The sequence below is a fragment of the Sulfurospirillum diekertiae genome (assembly GCF_002309535.1).
GTDB lineage: Bacteria > Campylobacterota > Campylobacteria > Campylobacterales > Sulfurospirillaceae > Sulfurospirillum > Sulfurospirillum diekertiae.
Genome location: NZ_CP023275.1, coordinates 72,941 through 90,616, shown reverse-complemented (window position 1 = coordinate 90,616; position 17,676 = coordinate 72,941). Strand labels below are relative to the sequence as shown.

General features: G+C 39.1%; 16 protein-coding genes. 9 read left to right on the top strand and 7 right to left on the bottom strand.

Going from position 1 to position 17,676, the window contains the following annotated elements:
• Positions 1-12 precede the first annotated feature (12 nt).
• The 5 genes from SJPD1_RS00490 to rsmA are packed head-to-tail and all read right to left on the bottom strand — an operon-like array spanning position 13 to position 5,827.
• Positions 13-1,215, bottom strand: a complete 1,203-nt coding sequence (locus SJPD1_RS00490; RefSeq protein ID WP_096045487.1) for a replication-associated recombination protein A — start codon at positions 1,213-1,215, stop codon at positions 13-15.
• Positions 1,205-2,014 (bottom strand): pseudouridine synthase, encoded by an 810-nt coding sequence (locus SJPD1_RS00485; RefSeq protein WP_226372272.1) that lies wholly within the window; start codon positions 2,012-2,014, stop codon positions 1,205-1,207. The genes SJPD1_RS00490 and SJPD1_RS00485 overlap by 11 nt, the downstream gene beginning before the upstream one ends.
• Positions 2,015-2,023: 9 nt before the next feature.
• Entirely contained in the window at positions 2,024-2,989 is a 966-nt protein-coding gene (locus SJPD1_RS00480) for a KpsF/GutQ family sugar-phosphate isomerase (RefSeq protein ID WP_096045485.1), read from the bottom strand.
• Positions 2,990-2,997: 8 nt separating this feature from the next.
• Positions 2,998-4,989 carry a ribonuclease J gene (locus tag SJPD1_RS00475; RefSeq protein ID WP_096045484.1) on the bottom strand — a complete coding sequence of 664 codons (1,992 nt, stop codon included), beginning with the start codon at positions 4,987-4,989 and terminating at the stop codon, positions 2,998-3,000.
• Positions 4,952-5,827, bottom strand: a complete 876-nt coding sequence (rsmA, locus tag SJPD1_RS00470) for a 16S rRNA (adenine(1518)-N(6)/adenine(1519)-N(6))-dimethyltransferase RsmA (RefSeq protein WP_096045483.1) — start codon at positions 5,825-5,827, stop codon at positions 4,952-4,954. Before rsmA ends, SJPD1_RS00475 begins: the two co-directional genes overlap by 38 nt.
• Positions 5,828-5,947: 120 nt before the next feature.
• Here rsmA and hisF point away from each other — a divergent pair, with 120 nt between their 5' ends.
• The 3 genes from hisF to rlmN are packed head-to-tail and all read left to right on the top strand — an operon-like array spanning position 5,948 to position 8,334.
• Entirely contained in the window at positions 5,948-6,706 is a 759-nt protein-coding gene (gene hisF, locus SJPD1_RS00465) for an imidazole glycerol phosphate synthase subunit HisF (protein WP_096045482.1), read from the top strand.
• The gene (locus SJPD1_RS00460; RefSeq protein WP_096045481.1) at positions 6,703-7,251 is read left to right on the top strand and encodes a phosphorylase family protein; all 549 of its coding nucleotides are present in this window, start codon (positions 6,703-6,705) and stop codon (positions 7,249-7,251) included. Before hisF ends, SJPD1_RS00460 begins: the two co-directional genes overlap by 4 nt.
• A gap of 6 nt (positions 7,252-7,257) precedes the next feature.
• Positions 7,258-8,334, top strand: a complete 1,077-nt coding sequence (gene rlmN, locus SJPD1_RS00455; RefSeq protein WP_096045480.1) for a dual-specificity RNA methyltransferase RlmN — start codon at positions 7,258-7,260, stop codon at positions 8,332-8,334.
• A 112-nt stretch (positions 8,335-8,446) separates the two neighbouring features.
• Here rlmN and SJPD1_RS00450 read toward each other — a convergent pair whose 3' ends face one another.
• Both SJPD1_RS00450 and SJPD1_RS00445 read right to left on the bottom strand, forming a co-directional pair.
• Complete coding sequence (locus SJPD1_RS00450; RefSeq protein ID WP_096045479.1) at positions 8,447-9,061, bottom strand: fumarylacetoacetate hydrolase family protein; 615 nt, start codon at positions 9,059-9,061, stop codon at positions 8,447-8,449.
• A 2-nt stretch (positions 9,062-9,063) separates the two neighbouring features.
• Complete coding sequence (locus tag SJPD1_RS00445; protein WP_096045478.1) at positions 9,064-9,972, bottom strand: RluA family pseudouridine synthase; 909 nt, start codon at positions 9,970-9,972, stop codon at positions 9,064-9,066.
• A gap of 117 nt (positions 9,973-10,089) precedes the next feature.
• On the opposite strand from SJPD1_RS00445, the gene purB reads away from it, so the two are divergent.
• The 6 genes from purB (at position 10,090) to SJPD1_RS00420 (ending at position 17,671) form a co-directional block, all read left to right on the top strand.
• Positions 10,090-11,418: an adenylosuccinate lyase gene (gene purB, locus SJPD1_RS00440; RefSeq protein ID WP_096045477.1), complete on the top strand. Its 1,329-nt coding sequence runs from the start codon at positions 10,090-10,092 to the stop codon at positions 11,416-11,418.
• Positions 11,418-13,784, top strand: coding sequence for a ribonucleoside-diphosphate reductase subunit alpha (locus SJPD1_RS00435; protein ID WP_096045476.1), 2,367 nt, complete (start codon positions 11,418-11,420; stop codon positions 13,782-13,784). The genes purB and SJPD1_RS00435 overlap by 1 nt, the downstream gene beginning before the upstream one ends.
• Before the next feature lie 42 nt (positions 13,785-13,826).
• The gene (locus SJPD1_RS00430) at positions 13,827-14,525 is read left to right on the top strand and encodes an aspartate/glutamate racemase family protein (protein WP_096045475.1); all 699 of its coding nucleotides are present in this window, start codon (positions 13,827-13,829) and stop codon (positions 14,523-14,525) included.
• Between the two features lie 209 nt (positions 14,526-14,734).
• Positions 14,735-16,840, top strand: coding sequence for a ribonucleoside triphosphate reductase (locus SJPD1_RS00425; RefSeq protein WP_096045474.1), 2,106 nt, complete (start codon positions 14,735-14,737; stop codon positions 16,838-16,840).
• Entirely contained in the window at positions 16,837-17,001 is a 165-nt protein-coding gene (gene nrdD, locus SJPD1_RS14795) for an anaerobic ribonucleoside-triphosphate reductase (protein ID WP_121494809.1), read from the top strand. The genes SJPD1_RS00425 and nrdD overlap by 4 nt, the downstream gene beginning before the upstream one ends.
• Positions 16,937-17,671 carry an anaerobic ribonucleoside-triphosphate reductase activating protein gene (locus SJPD1_RS00420; RefSeq protein ID WP_226372216.1) on the top strand — a complete coding sequence of 245 codons (735 nt, stop codon included), beginning with the start codon at positions 16,937-16,939 and terminating at the stop codon, positions 17,669-17,671. Before nrdD ends, SJPD1_RS00420 begins: the two co-directional genes overlap by 65 nt.
• The last annotated feature ends 5 nt before the right edge of the window (positions 17,672-17,676 follow it).

The window sequence follows — 17,676 nt, the reverse complement described above, 5'->3', positions numbered from 1 at the left end:
GTATGCACCTTTTTACGATTGTTTGTTATCTTTTGTTTTAATTTTCACCAGCCACTCAGAAAGTGTTTTCTCATACCCTATCGACAAATTATCATAAAAATGTAGAGGCTTCTCTAAATATTTTTGTTCTACCCAACCACCAAAGTCATGCGGATACAGATACCCTTTGGGTGAAGGGCTTTTGAGATGAGCTGGAACTTTCAATCCTTTTTCGTTTTTCACATACTCTAATGCATTATTAATTGCCAAATAAGCACTGTTAGACTTGGGACTACAGGCAAGATAGATCAAACATTGCGATAAAATGATACGTGCTTCTGGATAACCAATTTTACTCACGCTTAGAAGCGTACTGGAAGCCAAATTAAGTGCGTTAGGGTTAGCATTGCCAATATCTTCGCTCGCAAGGATAACAAGCCTTCTTGCGATGAAATCAGGACTCTCTCCGCCATCAATGAGACGGGCAAGATAATAAAGCGCTGCGTCCACATCGGAGCCTCTTACGCTTTTGATCATCGCACTAATCAAATTGTAATGGGTGTTATCTGAACTTACGCCATCTTTTAAGGCACTGGGACGCAAATTTTTGAGGGTTTCTAGCGTTACATGTAAATCTACTTTAAGCGCAAATTCGAGTAAATTTAGAAGAGCTCTGCTATCACCTGCACTAGAACTCATCAAATAGGCTATAGCCTCATCTTCTATCTCAAACACGATTTTTTCACGAACCCGTTGGATAATCGCTCTAAGGTCATCTTCTTCAAGTGGATAAAATTCAAAGAGCATCATACGTGAGCGTATGCCGGAACTAAGGACAAAGTAGGGGTTTTCTGTGGAAGCACCAATGATAATCGCTTCATGGTTTTCCATCGGTAACAAAAGGACTTCCTGTTGAGTTTTAGAAAGACGATGAATTTCATCGATAAAAATGAGTGGTTTTTGAAGTGAGCCTCGATGTTGGGAGAGAATCTTGCGAATCTCATCCACCTTAACACTGGTTGCATCTAACTCGTAAAAAGGAAGTTCTAACTCGTTAGCGACAATACGTGCTAACGTTGTTTTGCCAACACCCGCAGGGCCGAAGAAAAGAGAATGGCTCATGGATCCTGATTTTAACAGTTTCCGAAAAGGGCTACTCTCACCACTTAAGTGCTTTTGCCCAGCTAACTCTTCTATCACTTTAGGACGAAAGAAGAGGGCGAAGTTATTGATCATCGTCCTCTTCATCCTCGTTAGCTACTGAAATTTTGCCATTATCCTTTTTGATATATTCAAGATAATCTCTAAGGGCATTATATTCACCGCCATCAAAGTAGCGATGTTTACCAGGTCGTAGCATGCCTAAATCAACCTTGCCATAACTCACTCGTTTGAGGTCAACAACATCCACATCAAAGTACCCAAAGAAGCGTCTAAGCTCTCGGTTTTTACCCTCATTAATGGTCACTTTAATCGTTGAAAATGTTGGATTATTTTTGATGATACGATATGCAACAAAAGGCGCAAAATCCATGGAACGAATCTCACTGTGCGAATGTCCACCCTTGCGTGCATTTTCAAGGAAAAGACCTTCTTGCATCGCTTTTTCCATTGCTGGCGTTATCATACCATTGATTTTTACGTAATACACCCGCTCTAAATCACCATGCATTAATGCAGAAACGACTGAAGGGGAGTCACACAAGAGCAGTAATCCCTCACTGGCAAAATCCAGCCTTCCTACGCTGAGGTAATGTCCAAATTGTGCCGGTAATGTATCGTAAATTGTTCGACGACCACGATCATCTTTTTTACTCACTAACTCACCTTTTTGTTTGTGATAGACAATCACAGAATACCCATGCTTTTCAAAAAGCGCTTTTCCATTTAGCTCGATTTTGTTTTTAAAACTCACCTGTGTTGAAAGGTCTTGGACAACAACGCCATCCACCTTTACGTGTCCTGCTTTGATGAGTTCATCCGCCTCACGCCTTGAATAGTGCGTGTTATGCGAAATCATTTTATTCAGTCTCATTAATTCCATTTATTTTATTCCTGCTTCCACTAAATCGTGGATATGTAACACCCCTTTAAGCACACCGACTTTATCAGTGATGGCGACCAGTTGTATTTTATACTTTTCGATAAACGTCAAAGCATCACTTGCTAAAAGCGTCTCATCGTCCAGTTTTTTAGGATTTTTTGTTGCATATTCATATGCCGTTGCATCCATACTAAAATCATCCCGCATCAATGCGCGGCGTAAGTCGCCATCACTCAAAATGGCTATCAAATGATTGTTTTGATCGGTAATAAGCACATTTCCTAGTCTTCCCTCGCTCATTTTAATGATAGCTTCTTTAAGTTTGGTTGTTTCATGAATGATAGGGAGCTCCTTAGTGAGCATCAAATCTTTGACTTTAACAAACAAACGCTTACCTAGGCTTCCACCTGGATGAAATGAAGCAAAATCCTCTTTTTGAAAGTTTTTCTTCTTCATCAAGCAAACAGCTAACGCATCACCAAGGGCAAGTGTGAGTGTCGTAGAGCATGTGGGCGCAGCATCAAGCGGGCACGCTTCTTTTTCGATATGTAATGGCAAAAAGACGTCGCTATAATGTCCTAAAGAAGACTCACGAGAACGTGCCATTCCGATAAGTGGGATATCAAAACGCTTAATGTGTGGTAATATTTTAATGAGTTCTTCACTCTCTCCGCTGTAACTAATGGCTAATACAGCATCTTCTTTCCCAACCATCCCAAGATCACCATGCATAGCTTCTGTAGGGTGAAGGAAGAAACTACTGGTTCCTGTACTGGCTAAGGTTGCCGCAATCTTCGCTCCAATCAAACCACTCTTACCAACCCCTGTCACAATCAATTTTCCTTTGATACCTGCAATTAAGTTAGTCGCTTCACACATCTCTTCACCAACTATTAGGGCTGCATTAAGAAGCTCTTTGGCTTCAAGTTCTAATACTTCTTTGGCTATGGCTTTAAAATCTTGCATACCATTTCCTACATCATAAAGATCGTGGGTACGATCGTTGGATATTTTTTCATTTGTCTATATATATGCTTACGTACAACTTGACGTATCTCATTCTCTAAGGCTCTTGTATTTTCCAAAAGCTCCGCTTTAGCGTTGAGTACAAATTGATCAATGACACCTTCCATTTCAATTGAGAAGGCTTTATCATCCTTATCTGGGACTAACCCATAACTAATAATTTTTGGTTTACAAATGAGTTTGTGCTCACCTTTATCTAACTGAATCACTAACATTACAAGACCAGAATCGGCCAATTTCTGACGATCGATCACTACATCGTCCGCGATCTGTTCATTAATCTGATTGTCAATAAATACTTTACCTGTTTTAACCGTTTTGATTTTTTTCATATATTTTGCACAAACTTCGATTTGATCACCATCGCTCATCAAGACGATATTGCGCTCAGGAATTCCACACTGCATTGCAGTCTCTTTGTGCTTTGTAATGTGATTATATTCTCCATGGACTGGAAGAAAAAATCGTGGCTTCACCAAGCGTAAAATGAGTTTTTGCTCTTCTTGTGCAGCATGCCCACTCACATGAATTTCACTAAAATCTTGGTATGCTACGTTAGCTCCGCTTTTTAGTAAAAAATTAAGAACTTTAGAAACACTGCCTTCATTTCCAGGAATGGCTTTTGCTGAAATAATAATCTGATCGGTTGATTTTATTTTGACATGACGATGTTCATCGGTTGCCATCCTATAAAGCGCACTCATAGTCTCACCTTGGCTTCCCGTTGTGACAATAAGGACATCTTTGTCTGGATATTTATTAACCTCATGTGGATCAATAAAAATACTTTTATCGAGTTGTATATAACCAAGTTCAATTGCAGTAAAAAGATTTCGCTCCATGGAACGACCAATAACGGAAACTTTTCTGCCATACTTTAACCCATAATCGATGGCTTGATACACTCTGTGGATATTAGATGAAAATGTTGACATAATGACTCGACCTTTTGCTTTTGCAAAAATGGAATCAAATGTTTTTCCTACCGTACTTTCACTGCGCGTAATTCCCTCTTTATAAGAGTTTGTACTATCACTCATCAAGCACAAAACCCCTTTTTCACCATAAGCCGCAAAACGATTAAGATCTGTTACAAACCCATCAATAGGTGTATGATCAATTTTAAAATCGCCAGTATGGATGATTGTTCCAGCTTCCGTTGTAATTGCAAGGGAAGAGGCATCTATAATTGAGTGGGTAATATGAATCCATTCGATTTCAAATTCGCCAATTTTATAGATTTTACGTTTTTCAACAGGTCTAAAATACTTTTTATAAGCCTTGAGTCCGTGCTCATCGAATTTATTAGCCAACATTCCAAGAGGAAGAGGGGTAGCATAAAGTGGAAATTGCATTTCTTTAAAGAGATATGAAACAGCACCAATATGATCTTCATGTGCATGTGAAATAATAATTCCAGCAATTTTTTTCTTAATTTGTCGCAAATAACTGAAATCTGGAACTAAGATGTCAACACCATGCATATCTTCACTAGGAAAACTCATACCGACATCAAGTACAATTGCAGATGTATCAGTCTCGAAGACACAGATATTACCACCAATCTCACCCAATCCGCCAAGTGGCGTAATTTTAATTTTTCCTTTAGATGATTGGTCTATTAAGTTAGAACGATTAAGTCTATCTTTGTGCATTTTTTGATTGGCTTCAATCGCCTTTTTCATATCACGTTGCCAAAGTTCGTTACCTTCAATTGAGGCAGCTGGAGATTTATTGCCTTTTCGTCTTCGATTATTTCGTGGTTTTTTCTCGCCTCCTTCAGACATAGGCTCTTTAACTTCACCATTTTGTGGTGTTTGGCTCACCTGCTTTTTAGTATTAGTGTGAGACGGTTGTTTTGGATTACCTGTAGAATTTGGGATCTTCTCTTTAGAGGTTTCGTTACTGTTCTGTTGTTGCGTTACTTCGTTTTCTTGCATCATTCAACCTTAATGTTTTAAATAGTAGATGATGAGACAAGACGCTAATTTCGTGAGGACGAATTGTTATGGGAAGGGATTGGTCATACATAACTCTTTCTATGTACGATTTGTCAAACTCAGATGAGATATTTTTCAACCAAGTTTTTCTTGGACTTTGGAATGAACATCGCAAATATTTTTTAAATTTTTGCAACTGTTCATTAGATTCAAAAAGGCCAGAAAATTTTCCTTCAACAAACTCTTTTTGTTTGTCAATTTTGAGAATAGACGACACCACTTTAGGTTGTGGTTCAAACGATTCTGGAGATACATCAAAAAGTATTGTAGCCGTCCCAATACTTTGTGCCAAAATCGCTAAAGAGGTAAACTCTTTTGTTTTTGGAAGCGCAGCAAATTTTTCTGCCACCTCTTTTTGGATCATGACCGTCATTGATTTACAATTTGGATCTTCCAAGGCTTCCAAAATAATAGTCGTAGCGATGTAATAGGGTAAATTTGCAACCAAATCGTAAGGCTCTTCACAAAGAGATCCTTTTTCAAATTGCTTCAAAACATCAGTTTGCACCAATGTAAGTTCACCCTCATCGATTTTCGTCGAATATTTTTTTCTCAAATAAACGCACAAGTCTTCATCGACTTCATATGCTACTAGGGCTTTCACCTTTAATAGCTCTTGCGTCAAATCACCTAAGCCAGGCCCAATTTCGACAAGCTTTCGCTCATTTCGGGGCATCGATTGGATGATTTTACTAACAACAGTTGTATCTTTTAAAAAATTCTGGCCAAATTTCTTTTTTGCCTCTATCAATTTGTACCCTATTTTTTTAACTTTCATTGATTGTAGCTAATCTTTACTTATAAAAGAGTTATATGTAGATTTAATTTTACTTTTCAGAAGTTTTTTTTAATTCTTGCGCTATCATTTTAGCCTATATTTATCTAAAAAGAGAGCCTTATGGAGCATTTTGCTAAACGTATTATCCCTTGCCTTGATGTCAAAAATGGACGGGTGGTTAAGGGTGTTAATTTTGTTGGACTTAAAGATGCAGGCGATCCTGTTGAAATTGCAAAACGGTACAATGAAGAAGGTGCAGATGAGCTCACATTTCTAGATATTACGGCTAGCCATGAAGGTAGAGGTACGATTGTTGATATTGTTGAGAAGGTTGCACGTGAAGTGTTTATTCCTCTTACTGTGGGAGGAGGTATCCGAACGCTTGATGATATTTACGCTCTTTTACATGTAGGATGCGACAAGGTGAGTATCAACTCTCCAGCCATTGCTAATCCTCTTTTTATTGATGAATCATCCAAACGTTTTGGTTCACAGTGTATTGTCGTCGCTATTGATGCTAAACGCACAGGAGATTCTTGGCATGTTTTTATCAATGGTGGAAGAATTGATACAGGGATAGATGCACTTACTTGGGCGAAAGAAGTTCAAGAAAGAGGGGCAGGGGAAATCCTTCTAACCTCCATGGATTGCGATGGTGCTAAAAATGGCTATGATATTCCTCTTACTTCACAAATGAGTACCATGCTGAATATTCCAGTAATTGCCAGTGGTGGGGCAGGGACGATGGAACATATTAAAGATGCTTTTTTAAATGGTGCTGATGCGGCTCTTGCTGCTTCCATTTTCCACTTTAAAGAGATTGATATTATGGATCTTAAACATTACCTCGCGCATGAGGGAATTGCAGTACGATTATGATTCTTTGTGCGGGGAGAAATGAAACATTCGATTTTGCCAAACCTATTGGTGTTGGACTTATCGAAAGTGCCATCACGCTAACCAAACTTATTCTAGAAGAGAAACCTGCTTTTTTATTTTTTGTAGGAACTGCTGGAAGCTATGGTAAATATCAGCCTTTTGATCTTGTGCATAGTCATAGTGCTGCAAATATTGAGCTCTGTTTTTTGCAAAACAAATGTTACACACCTTTACAAAATTCCATCGAAGTTGAGAAGGTTCATGTTTCACGTGGAACAATCTATCCGTCACCTATTGTCAATTCAAGTAATTACATTACCACAGATATCACATTGGCACATAAAATGATTGAAAAAAATATTGACCTAGAAAATATGGAATTTTTTTCTGTAGTGAGTGTCGCTAATCACTTCCATATTCCCTGTTCTGGTCTTTTTGTTGTGACCAATTATTGCGATGAAAATGCCCATCGTGATTTTATACACAATCATGCGCAAGCAAAAGAACTCATTACATTACATGTAGAAAAAAATATGAAAATATGAGGTATTATGGAAAGACAGAATATATTCGATCTATCAAAAGAAGAGTTATCGGAAATTATCAAACCCTCTTTCAGAGCGAAACAAATTTATCAATGGTTATATCAAAAATACGTCAATTCCTTTGATGAGATGAAAAATCTTCCCAAAGAGCTCAAAGATCAGCTTGAATCACAGTACTATTTAGATCCTCTTGTGATTGCAAAAGTTGAAGAGAGTAGGGATGGTAGTAAAAAATATCTCTTTGCACTCAAAGATGGCAACACTGTCGAATCGGTTCTTTTGCCTATGAAGCAAGAACAAAATGATGAAGAAGGGAAGCTAATTCACCATACACGCTATACGATTTGTATCTCCTCTCAAGTGGGCTGTAAAATTGGATGTGCATTTTGCCTCACGGGGAAAAGTGGTTTTAAACGCAACCTAACAGCTGGAGAGATAACATCCCAAATTCTTATGATCAAAAGGGATAATGCTATCGCTGAGAATAGGCGTGTCAATATCGTTTATATGGGTATGGGGGAACCATTGGACAATTTAGCTAACGTGAGCAAAGCTGTGCGCATTTTCACAGATATTGATGGACTTTCTATCTCTCCTCGTAGACAAACCATATCCACAAGTGGACTTAGTTCTCAAATCGAAAAACTAGGGCTAATGGAATTGGGTGTTTTGTTGGCAATTTCATTGCATGCGGTAGATGATGAACTCAGACAAACACTGATGCCCATTAACAAAGCCTATAATATTGAGTCGATCATTAATGCTGTTAAAGCATTCCCTATAGACGCACGTAAACGGGTCATGTTTGAATACTTGGTCATGAAAGGGGTAAATGATGACCAAAAAAGTGCTCGTAAACTGGTGAAGCTCCTACATGGCATAAAATCGAAAGTTAATCTCATCTATTTCAATCCGCATGTTGGAAGCGAATTTGCTCGCCCGTTAGAAAAGGATATGATAGCATTTCAACAGTATCTTGTTGATCATGGAGTACTGTGTACTATTCGCCAATCCAAAGGGTTAGATATCAGCGCAGCATGCGGACAGCTTAAAGACAAGGAAAAAAATAATGACAACGCTTGACCTATTTCAAGTTGGCTTTTTAATAATCGTTGTGATCGTAGGAGTAGGAGGACTGATTAAAGTCCTCTTTCTAAAAGAGAAGTAAGAGCTTTACATGTAAAGCTCTTTGAGGTTATTTAGCTATCCATTCCTGAGAGATAATCTCTCGATCAGCAATAAAAATCTTTCCAACAAATTTATCACCCTTAACATAACTACCAACACCTTTAGGTGTTCCACTCATCACAATATCGTTATCAATCAGTGTTGAAAAAGAGTTGATCTCTTCAATAACCGTGAGTGGTTTATAGATCATCAGGTCAATGTTTCCCTCTTGAACTAACACATCATTAATCCACAATTGCATAGAGAGTAAATTAACATCCAAAGCATCAATACTGACAAACGGGCTCATAATAGCAGCACCGTCAAAAGCCTTTGCACGCTCCCAAGGTAAACCTTTTCCTTTAAGCTCACTTTGGAGTTCACGGTTAGTCAAATCAAGCCCAAACCCAACAGCAGCAATGGCTCCTTTTTTGATTAAAAAAGAGATTTCTCCTTCATAATGAAGGGGTGTTTGTTTGCCTGTTATAAGCTCACTGCTTAAAGCAGCGTTAGGCTTCATAAACAAAACCATTGAAGTAGGAACTTCATTGTTCAATTCTTTAATGTGCGCAACATAATTTCTCCCAACACAGACCACCTTACTTGGGGCGACTCTAAGACCATCTAATATAATTGTTTTCATTGTTATCCTTTCATTAAATTGTAAAACAGTGTTTTAGCATCAACCTGTGATTCTATTTTATAAGGAATTCCCTTATACTCAAATGCTAACGTTTGGGCATGCAAAAGAAGGCGTGAACTTTGTGTTATTTCAAGTTGTTCTTCTGCGCTCATAGAGCCCTCTAAATATCGCTCTGCATCTTCTTCGTCTATTCCATAGATTGGATCACCAACGATATGATGTTTCACGTGGAACAAATGAACACGAATCTGATGCTGCCTTCCTGTATAGGGAATCGCTTCTACCAATGTTGCATCTTTATCTGCAAAATAGCAAAGGGGCGTTATTTTTGTTTGTGACGCCTTACCTCTTTCATCCACATGGACTTTAAGTCGAATTTGACTTGTTTCAACATCGCGCTTCAGTTTTTCATCAATCATCAGAACATCATCAATTTTCCCATGCACCAAAGCCAAATAACTCTTTTGAACGTGTCTTGTTGCAAAGATACGTTTGAGCTCGATTTCCGCCTGCTTATGTTTGCCCACCAGCACTAACCCACTGGTACTTTTATCAATACGGTGAGCCGCATTCGCATCTTTCCCATACAACGATTTGATTTCATCGTTTAAGGTATACCCGTCACTGCGTTTTCGAGGATGAATCATCACACCACTAGGTTTTTCAAAAACGGCAAAGTCTTCTGTCTCAAAAACAGGTTGAAGACCTTTCGATTCTCCTTCAAAAACAACCACACTAATAGTACCAACAATCAAAGATGATTTCTTGAGAAGCTGCTCACCTTCCACAAAAACTCTTCGTTTATCCACTATTTTTTGCGCTTCGCCCATACTGATTTCAAAGGTGTCCATTAAGAAGCGAAAGGCAAGTGTTGGTTTTTCAAGAACAAACTTTTTCAAAGTATACGCCAAAATTCAACCCTTTTTTAGTCCGAAATTGTTAAAATAAAAAATCATATCAAACACGAATTTACAGATAAATTCACCGTATTTTATCACATAAAAATCACAAATAGACAAGGAATGAGAATGGTAGAGCGCTACGCACGAGAAGAGATGAAAAAGCATTGGACCATTGAGGCAAAATACGACGCATGGCTTAGGGTCGAGAAAGCCGCAACCAAAGCATGGAACAAATTAGGACTCATCCCTAATAGTGATTGTGAAAAAATCGTTAAGAATGCCAAGTTCAATATTGACCGTATTGATGAAATTGAAAAAGTCACCCGTCACGATGTCATTGCATTTTTAACGAGCGTGGCAGACAGCCTTGGAGAAGAGAGCAGATGGGTTCATTATGGTATGACCAGCTCCGATTGTATTGACACGGCTGTTGCACTTCAGATGCGCGACTCTTTACATGTAATCATAGAAGACGTTAAAACATTGATGGAATCTTTGAAAACCAGAGCGATGGAACACAAAATGACATTGATGGTGGGAAGAAGCCATGGTATTCATGGCGAACCTATCACGTTTGGTTTGGTTTTGGCCATTTGGTACGAAGAGATCAAACGCAGTCTTAAAAATCTTGAAAACGTGATGGATATCATTTCCGTCGGACAAATCAGTGGAGCAATGGGCAATATGGCTCACTCACCGATTGAGCTTGAAGAGTATGTCTGTGAAGAGCTTGGTCTGACTCCAGCTCCCGTTTCTAACCAAGTCATTCAACGGGATCGTTATGCTGCACTCATGAATGCACTTGCCTTATTGGCATCCAGTTGTGAGAAGATAGCCGTTGCAATTCGTCATTACCAACGCACCGAAGTATATGAATGTGAAGAGTTCTTTGAAAAAGGTCAAAAAGGAAGCTCTGCGATGCCTCACAAGCGCAATCCCGTCTTAAGTGAGAATATTACTGGTCTGTGTCGTATGATAAGATCCTACGCGATCCCAGCGATGGAAAACGTTGCTTTATGGCATGAGCGCGACATCAGTCATAGTTCCGTTGAGCGTTTTATCTTGCCAGATGGTTTTATCACCACCGATTTCATGCTTAATCGTCTGAACAGTGTTATCTCTAAACTGGTCGTTTACCCTGAAAACATGATGCGCAATCTTAACCTAACAGGTGGACTTGTCTTTTCACAACGCATCTTACTTGAGTTACCACTTAAAAATGTATCACGCGAAGATGCGTATAAAATTGTTCAAAGAAACGCCATGAAAGTCTGGGAAGACCTTCAACATGGCAAACCAGCACTCAATAGTGAAGGGGAGAGTTTGTACCTTCAAAATCTTCTGAGCGACGAAGATTTAAGAGCAGAACTCAGCGAAACAGAAATCAGAGCATGTTTTGACTATGCTTATTACACCAAAAATGTCGATAAAATTTTTCAAAGGGTATTTAAATAATGTTAACCGTCCAAAAGCGTAATGGTCGCATTGAGCCACTCGATATCTCTAAAATTCAAAAATATACTAGCTCTGCCATCAAAGGTTTGGACAACGTCTCTCAAAGTGAGCTTGAAGTCGATGCGAAGATTCAGTTTCGTGATCAGATTACGACTGAAGAGATTCAAAAGACATTAATCAAAACGGCAGTGGATAAGATCGATATCGATCGTCCCAACTGGACGTTTGTTGCCGCACGTCTGTTTTTGTATGATCTTTACCATAAGGTTAATGGTTTTACAGGGTATGGCAGTTTTGCAGAGTATTTAGACCGTGGAGAAAAAGAGGGGCGTATTGCGCTTGGCATGAAAGCTAAATACAATCTGAAAGACCTTGACGCCTACCTCAAGCCTGAGCGTGATCTTCAATTTACCTATCTTGGAATTAAAACCCTTCACGATCGTTATTTGATCAAGAACAGACAAGGCAAGCCTATTGAGTTGCCACAACATATGTTCATGGCGATTGCCATGTTCTTAGCGCAAAATGAACTCAATTCCCAAGATTGGGCAAAGAAATTTTACGATGTGATCAGTAAATTTGAAGTGATGCTCGCAACGCCAACACTTTCGAATGCAAGAACCACACGTCATCAACTCAGCTCATGTTACATCGGAAGCACACCTGATAACATCGAGGGTATTTTTGACTCCTACAAAGAGATGTCACTGCTCAGTAAATTTGGTGGTGGCATTGGCTGGGATTGGAATTTGGTACGTTCGATGGGTGGTATGATTGATGGGCATAAAAATGCTGCAGGTGGCGTTATACCTTTTTTAAAAATCACCAATGATATTGCCATTGCGGTTGATCAACTCGGAACTCGTAAAGGTGCGATTGCAGTGTATTTAGAGCCATGGCATATGGACATCTCCGACTTTTTAGACCTTAAGAAAAATTCTGGTGAAGAGAGACGTCGTGCACACGATCTTTTCCCTGCGCTTTGGATCAATGATCTCTTTATGAAACGTGTTGAAGAAAATGCGATGTGGACACTTTTTGATCCTGCTGAAGCAGGCGATCTTGCGGAAGTGTATGGTGAAGAGTTTGAGCGTCGTTACCTTGCCTATGAGCAAAATGATGCCATTTCCAAAGAGTATGTGCCTGCCAAAGAGTTGTGGAAGAAAATCTTAACCAGTTATTTTGAAAGTGGAAGCCCATTCCTCTGTTTTAAAGACAATGCCAATCGTGCGAATCCTAATGATCATACGGGCATTATTCGAAGTTCCAATCTTTGCACCGAAATTTTTCAAAATACCGCACCTAATCACTATAAAGTAAAAATTGTTTATAACGATCAAACGATTGACACCTATGAAGAGAGTGATTTGGTTAAAGTTGATAGTGGCGTAACGAAAGAAGCTAAGAAAGTAACCGCACTCGATAGTATCAATGGCAAAGATATTTTTATTGTTGAAAAAGAGATGGTTGAAGGTAAAACGGCTGTGTGTAACCTTGCCAGTGTGAATCTCTCCAAAATTCACACCAAAGAAGAGATCGAGCGAACCATTCCTATCGCAATTCGAATGCTTGACAATGTGATTGATCTTAACTTTTATCCGCATGCCAAAGTAAAACATACGAACCTCAAATCACGTGCCATTGGGTTAGGCGTGATGGGTGAAGCGCAAATGCTGGCAGAACAGCATATCGCATGGGGAAGTTACGAGCACTTTAGCAAAATCGATGAAGTGATGGAAGCAGTGAGTTACAATGCCATTTTGGCTTCATCTAATCTTGCGATTGAAAAAGGAATTTATCCTGAATTTCAAGGTTCGAAATGGAGCCGAGGTATTTTCCCAATAGACACGGCCAATGACGAAGCTAAGAAATTAGTAGATCGTGGTGGGCTATTTGGGTACATGTATGATTGGGAGAGTTTAAGAGAAAAAGTGAAAAAGAATGGTATGCGCAATGGCTATCTGATGGCAGTCGCACCAACGAGCTCTATCTCCATCTTAGTCGGCACCACACAAACAATAGAGCCTGTATACAAACGTAAATGGTTTGAGGAAAACCTCTCAGGGATGATTCCTGTTGTGGTTCCAAACCTCAGTCCTGATACTTGGAATTTTTATACCCCTGCATATGAACTGGATCAACGTGTGCTCATTAAAGCAGGTGCTATTCGCCAAAAATGGATCGATCAAGGGCAGAGCCTGAATATTTTCATTACCTTGGATAAGGCAAGCGGAAAATACCTCAATGACATCTATATGCTCGGATGGAAACTCGGTATAAAATCAACCTATTACCTCCGTTCTCAATCACCTGAGAATAAACTTGAAGTAGCCGATCGTAGCATTGAGTGTGAAGGATGTCAATAAGCGTATCGTGTGAATAAAATACTTTACATGTAAAGGGTAAGAATGAAAACGATAGGATTGATCGGTGGCATGAGTTGGGAATCCACACAGAGCTATTACACTCTTTTAAATGAGGGCGTCAAAGCGAAACTAGGAGGACTTCACAGTGCTAAGATCTTTCTTTACTCAGTTGATTTTGCACCAATTGAGCGCTTTCAAAGCGAAGGGAAATGGGAAGAGGCTGCGCTTGTTATCCAAGAGGCAGCGCTTTCCTTAGAGCGAGCAGGAGTGGATTTTATCCTTTTATGTACCAATACGATGCACAAAATTCTTCCGCTCATTACACCTCATGTGAAAACACCTTTTTTACATATTGCAGAAGCGACTGCTAAAGCGCTCAATGCACAAGATGCCCATAAAGCCATTCTACTTGGAACCCAATTTACAATGCAAGAAACATTCTACACCGAAGTTTTAAAATCCCACCACATTGATGTGGTTATCCCTGATGCAAAAGCAATCGAAATTATCAACCAAATTATCTTTCAAGAGCTTTGCGTTGGTCAAATCAAAACCACTTCCAAAGAGATATTTTTAAAAATAATTAACGATCTTAAATGCCATGATGAACAAATTGATTCTGTCATTTTAGGATGCACGGAAATTGGCCTTTTATTGGATCAACAAAGCGCTTATTTGCCGCTTTTTGACACAACTATTCTACATGTAAACGAAGCACTAACACATGCACTTAACGAATAATATCTTAAAATATAAATTAATTTTATATTTTAATAATAAAAAGCAAAAATACGCTATAAATGCTTAAATTAAGGCCATTAATAGCCATAATTAAAAATCTATCAAACTCTTAATTTTAAACTGTGACATAATTGTTTCAGCTTAATTATTAAGTTTCTTTAAATTTTATACTTACTATAATCTTCTCTACTTTTACATCTAGGATAACCATGCTAACCAAAGTACTCAAACGTGACGGAACGACAGAAGAATTTCAGCCTTATAAAATCGAAGACGCCATTAAAAAAGCCTTTAAAAGTGAAGGTGTCACCTACGATGCAAGCATCTTTCAAGAGATACTCAAGCGTATCGAAAAAAAACGGGTAGCAGCGGTTGAAGACTTCCAAGATATGATCGAACAAGAGCTTTATAAAACACGTTATTTTGACGTTATGCGCTCCTTTATTCTCTACCGACATACCCATAAAATGCAGCGTGAGCATATCTACGGACTCAATGAAGATACGACCTATGTCAATTCCACACAAACAATTGAAGAGTATATTGGAAAAAGTGACTGGAGAATTAAAGCAAACTCTAACACCGGTTACTCAAACGCTGGGTTAGTCAACAACACTGCAGGTAAAGTGATTGCTAACTACTGGCTTGATAAAATTTACTCCAAAGAAGAGGGATTAGCCCACCGTAATGGTGACTATCATATCCATGATCTAGACTGTTTAACGGCGTATTGCGCGGGTTGGAGCCTTCGCGTGCTTTTAGATGAGGGCTTTAACGGCGTTCGTGGTCGCGTTGAAAGTCGCCCACCAATGCACTTTCGTGAAGCCCTTGGACAAATGGCAAACTTCTTAGGCATACTTCAAAGCGAATGGGCAGGTGCGCAAGCGTTTAGCTCGTTTGATACCTACTTAGCGCCATATGCCTTTAAAGATAAAATCTCCTATAAAGAGATTAAAAAAGCGATTCGTAGCTTTATTTATAACCTCAACGTTCCTGCTCGTTGGGGTCAAAGTCCGTTCACAAACATCACCATTGACTGGACCGTGCCTAAAGACTTAGCCGATCAGATTCCAACATCAAACCAACGTCATCTTTTTAAAGAAATTAACGATGCTGAGCTTATGGAAGAGGCACAAAAACGTGGTGTCAATTCTCTTGAAGCCATGACCTACAAGCATTTTCAAAAAGAGATGAATTTGATTAACAAAGCATATTACGAAGTGATGACAGAGGGCGATAAAACGGGTCAACCGTTCACCTTTCCGATTCCAACGGTTAACATCACCGAAGATTTTGATTGGGATGGCGAAAATACGGAGTTACTGTTTGAAAACACCGCTAAAATCGGTTCATCGTACTTCCAAAACTTTATCGGAAGCCAATACGTGAGAGATGCTGATGGCAAACTTGTAGAAAACCCCAAAGCCTATAAACCTGGCCATGTACGCTCCATGTGTTGTCGTTTGCAACTCGATCTTAGAGAGCTTTTAAAACGTGGCGGTGGACTTTTCGGAAGTGCTGAAATGACGGGAAGTATTGGCGTTGTGACGCTCAATATGGCACGACTTGGCTATCTCTATAAAGGCAATAAAAAAGAGTTGATGGAACGCTTTGAATATCTGATGGACCTTGCTAAATCAACGCTAGAGAAAAAACGTGTATTTGTCCAAGAGATGTACAACCGCGGACTTTATCCGTATACAGCACGTTATTTGCCAGGATTTAACAGCCATTTTTCAACCATTGGTGTCAATGGTATCAACGAGATGATTCGCAATTTTACGGATGATAAACACAATATTGCCGATGCATATGGAATGGAATTTGCTCACGAAATCTTAGAATTTGTGCGCAATAAAATGGTCACGTATCAAGAAGAGACGGGGAATCTCTACAACCTTGAAGCAACACCAGCAGAGGGTACAACGTACCGTTTTGCGAAAGAAGATAAAAAACGCTACCCTGAGATCATCCAAGCAGGATCGGGAAAAAATGTGTACTACACCAACTCCTCTCAACTTCCTGCGAATTTTACCGATGATCCTTTTGAAGCATTGGATCTGCAAGATGACCTACAATGCTCCTACACAGGTGGAACCGTTCTGCATCTTTACATGAAAGAGCGCATTAGTTCCAGTGAAGCGTGTAAAAAGTTGGTTAGAAACGTGATCACCAACTACCGTATGCCTTACCTTACAATCACACCGGTCTTTTCGGTGTGTGAGAAACATGGCTACATCAGTGGTGAGCATGAATTTTGCCCTAAATGTGATGAAGAATTAGTAGAACACTACAGAAAAGGAGAAGCATCATGAGTCAAACCGAAATTTTAGAGAAGTTGAAAGAAAAACGCACCAAATGTATTGTTTATACCCGTGTTATGGGTTATCACAGACCCGTAGAGAGTTTTAATGTTGGAAAAACTGGCGAGCACAGAGAGCGCGTTCAATTTGTTGAAAAATGTCCTTGCCGATAAGGCAATTCATAGTATTACGAAATTTACGACGCTAGATTATCCCCATCATCTAGCGTCTATCTTTTGGTTTGCCAAATGCAATATGGCTTGTCCCTATTGCTACAATCCTCAAATCGTACGAGACAGTGGAACTATTAGCCTCCAAACTGCCCTAGAATTTTTACAAAGCCGTCAAGGACGTCTGGATAGTGTTGTATTAAGTGGTGGAGAGTGTACCCTTTATCCCAATCTTGAACCCTTCTGCGAAGCGATTAAAGCATTAAATTATAAGATTAAAATCGACACTAATGGCTCCCATCCAGAGTTACTAGCACATTTAATTATGAAAAAGCTTGTAGATTACATTGCACTTGATTATAAAGCTCCATTAGATCAGTATGAAACATTAACACATTACCATCATAGTGAACGTTTTGAAGAGAGTTTAAAAATACTGATTCAAAGTGATATTCCCTTTGAGGTTCGTACAACACTACATAGTGATTTACTCACTCCCATAGACATTAACACCATCATAAAAGATTTACATGTAAAAGGTTATCACGGAACCTATTACCTTCAAAATTATTTACATGTAGAGCCCACATTGGGTGAAACAAAAATGCAACAAAATCAGTTTAATTTGAGCCAGCTCAGCCCTCTCATACCTATAGAATTAAGAAATTTTTGATACAA

Bases quoted from the DNA above. Each gene is read 5' to 3' on its own strand.
- SJPD1_RS00490 (WP_096045487.1), bottom strand. From the start codon at position 1,215: ATGATCAATAACTTCGCCCTCTTCTTTCGTCCTAAAGTGATAGAAGAG.
- SJPD1_RS00485 (WP_226372272.1), bottom strand. From the start codon at position 2,014: ATGAGACTGAATAAAATGATTTCGCATAACACGCACTATTCAAGGCGT.
- SJPD1_RS00480 (WP_096045485.1), bottom strand. From the start codon at position 2,989: ATGCAAGATTTTAAAGCCATAGCCAAAGAAGTATTAGAACTTGAAGCC.
- SJPD1_RS00475 (WP_096045484.1), bottom strand. From the start codon at position 4,989: ATGCAAGAAAACGAAGTAACGCAACAACAGAACAGTAACGAAACCTCT.
- rsmA (WP_096045483.1), bottom strand. From the start codon at position 5,827: ATGAAAGTTAAAAAAATAGGGTACAAATTGATAGAGGCAAAAAAGAAA.
- hisF (WP_096045482.1), top strand. From the start codon at position 5,948: ATGGAGCATTTTGCTAAACGTATTATCCCTTGCCTTGATGTCAAAAAT.
- SJPD1_RS00460 (WP_096045481.1), top strand. From the start codon at position 6,703: ATGATTCTTTGTGCGGGGAGAAATGAAACATTCGATTTTGCCAAACCT.
- rlmN (WP_096045480.1), top strand. From the start codon at position 7,258: ATGGAAAGACAGAATATATTCGATCTATCAAAAGAAGAGTTATCGGAA.
- SJPD1_RS00450 (WP_096045479.1), bottom strand. From the start codon at position 9,061: ATGAAAACAATTATATTAGATGGTCTTAGAGTCGCCCCAAGTAAGGTG.
- purB (WP_096045477.1), top strand. From the start codon at position 10,090: ATGGTAGAGCGCTACGCACGAGAAGAGATGAAAAAGCATTGGACCATT.
- SJPD1_RS00435 (WP_096045476.1), top strand. From the start codon at position 11,418: ATGTTAACCGTCCAAAAGCGTAATGGTCGCATTGAGCCACTCGATATC.
- SJPD1_RS00430 (WP_096045475.1), top strand. From the start codon at position 13,827: ATGAAAACGATAGGATTGATCGGTGGCATGAGTTGGGAATCCACACAG.
- SJPD1_RS00425 (WP_096045474.1), top strand. From the start codon at position 14,735: ATGCTAACCAAAGTACTCAAACGTGACGGAACGACAGAAGAATTTCAG.
- nrdD (WP_121494809.1), top strand. From the start codon at position 16,837: ATGAGTCAAACCGAAATTTTAGAGAAGTTGAAAGAAAAACGCACCAAA.
- SJPD1_RS00420 (WP_226372216.1), top strand. From the start codon at position 16,937: ATGTTGGAAAAACTGGCGAGCACAGAGAGCGCGTTCAATTTGTTGAAA.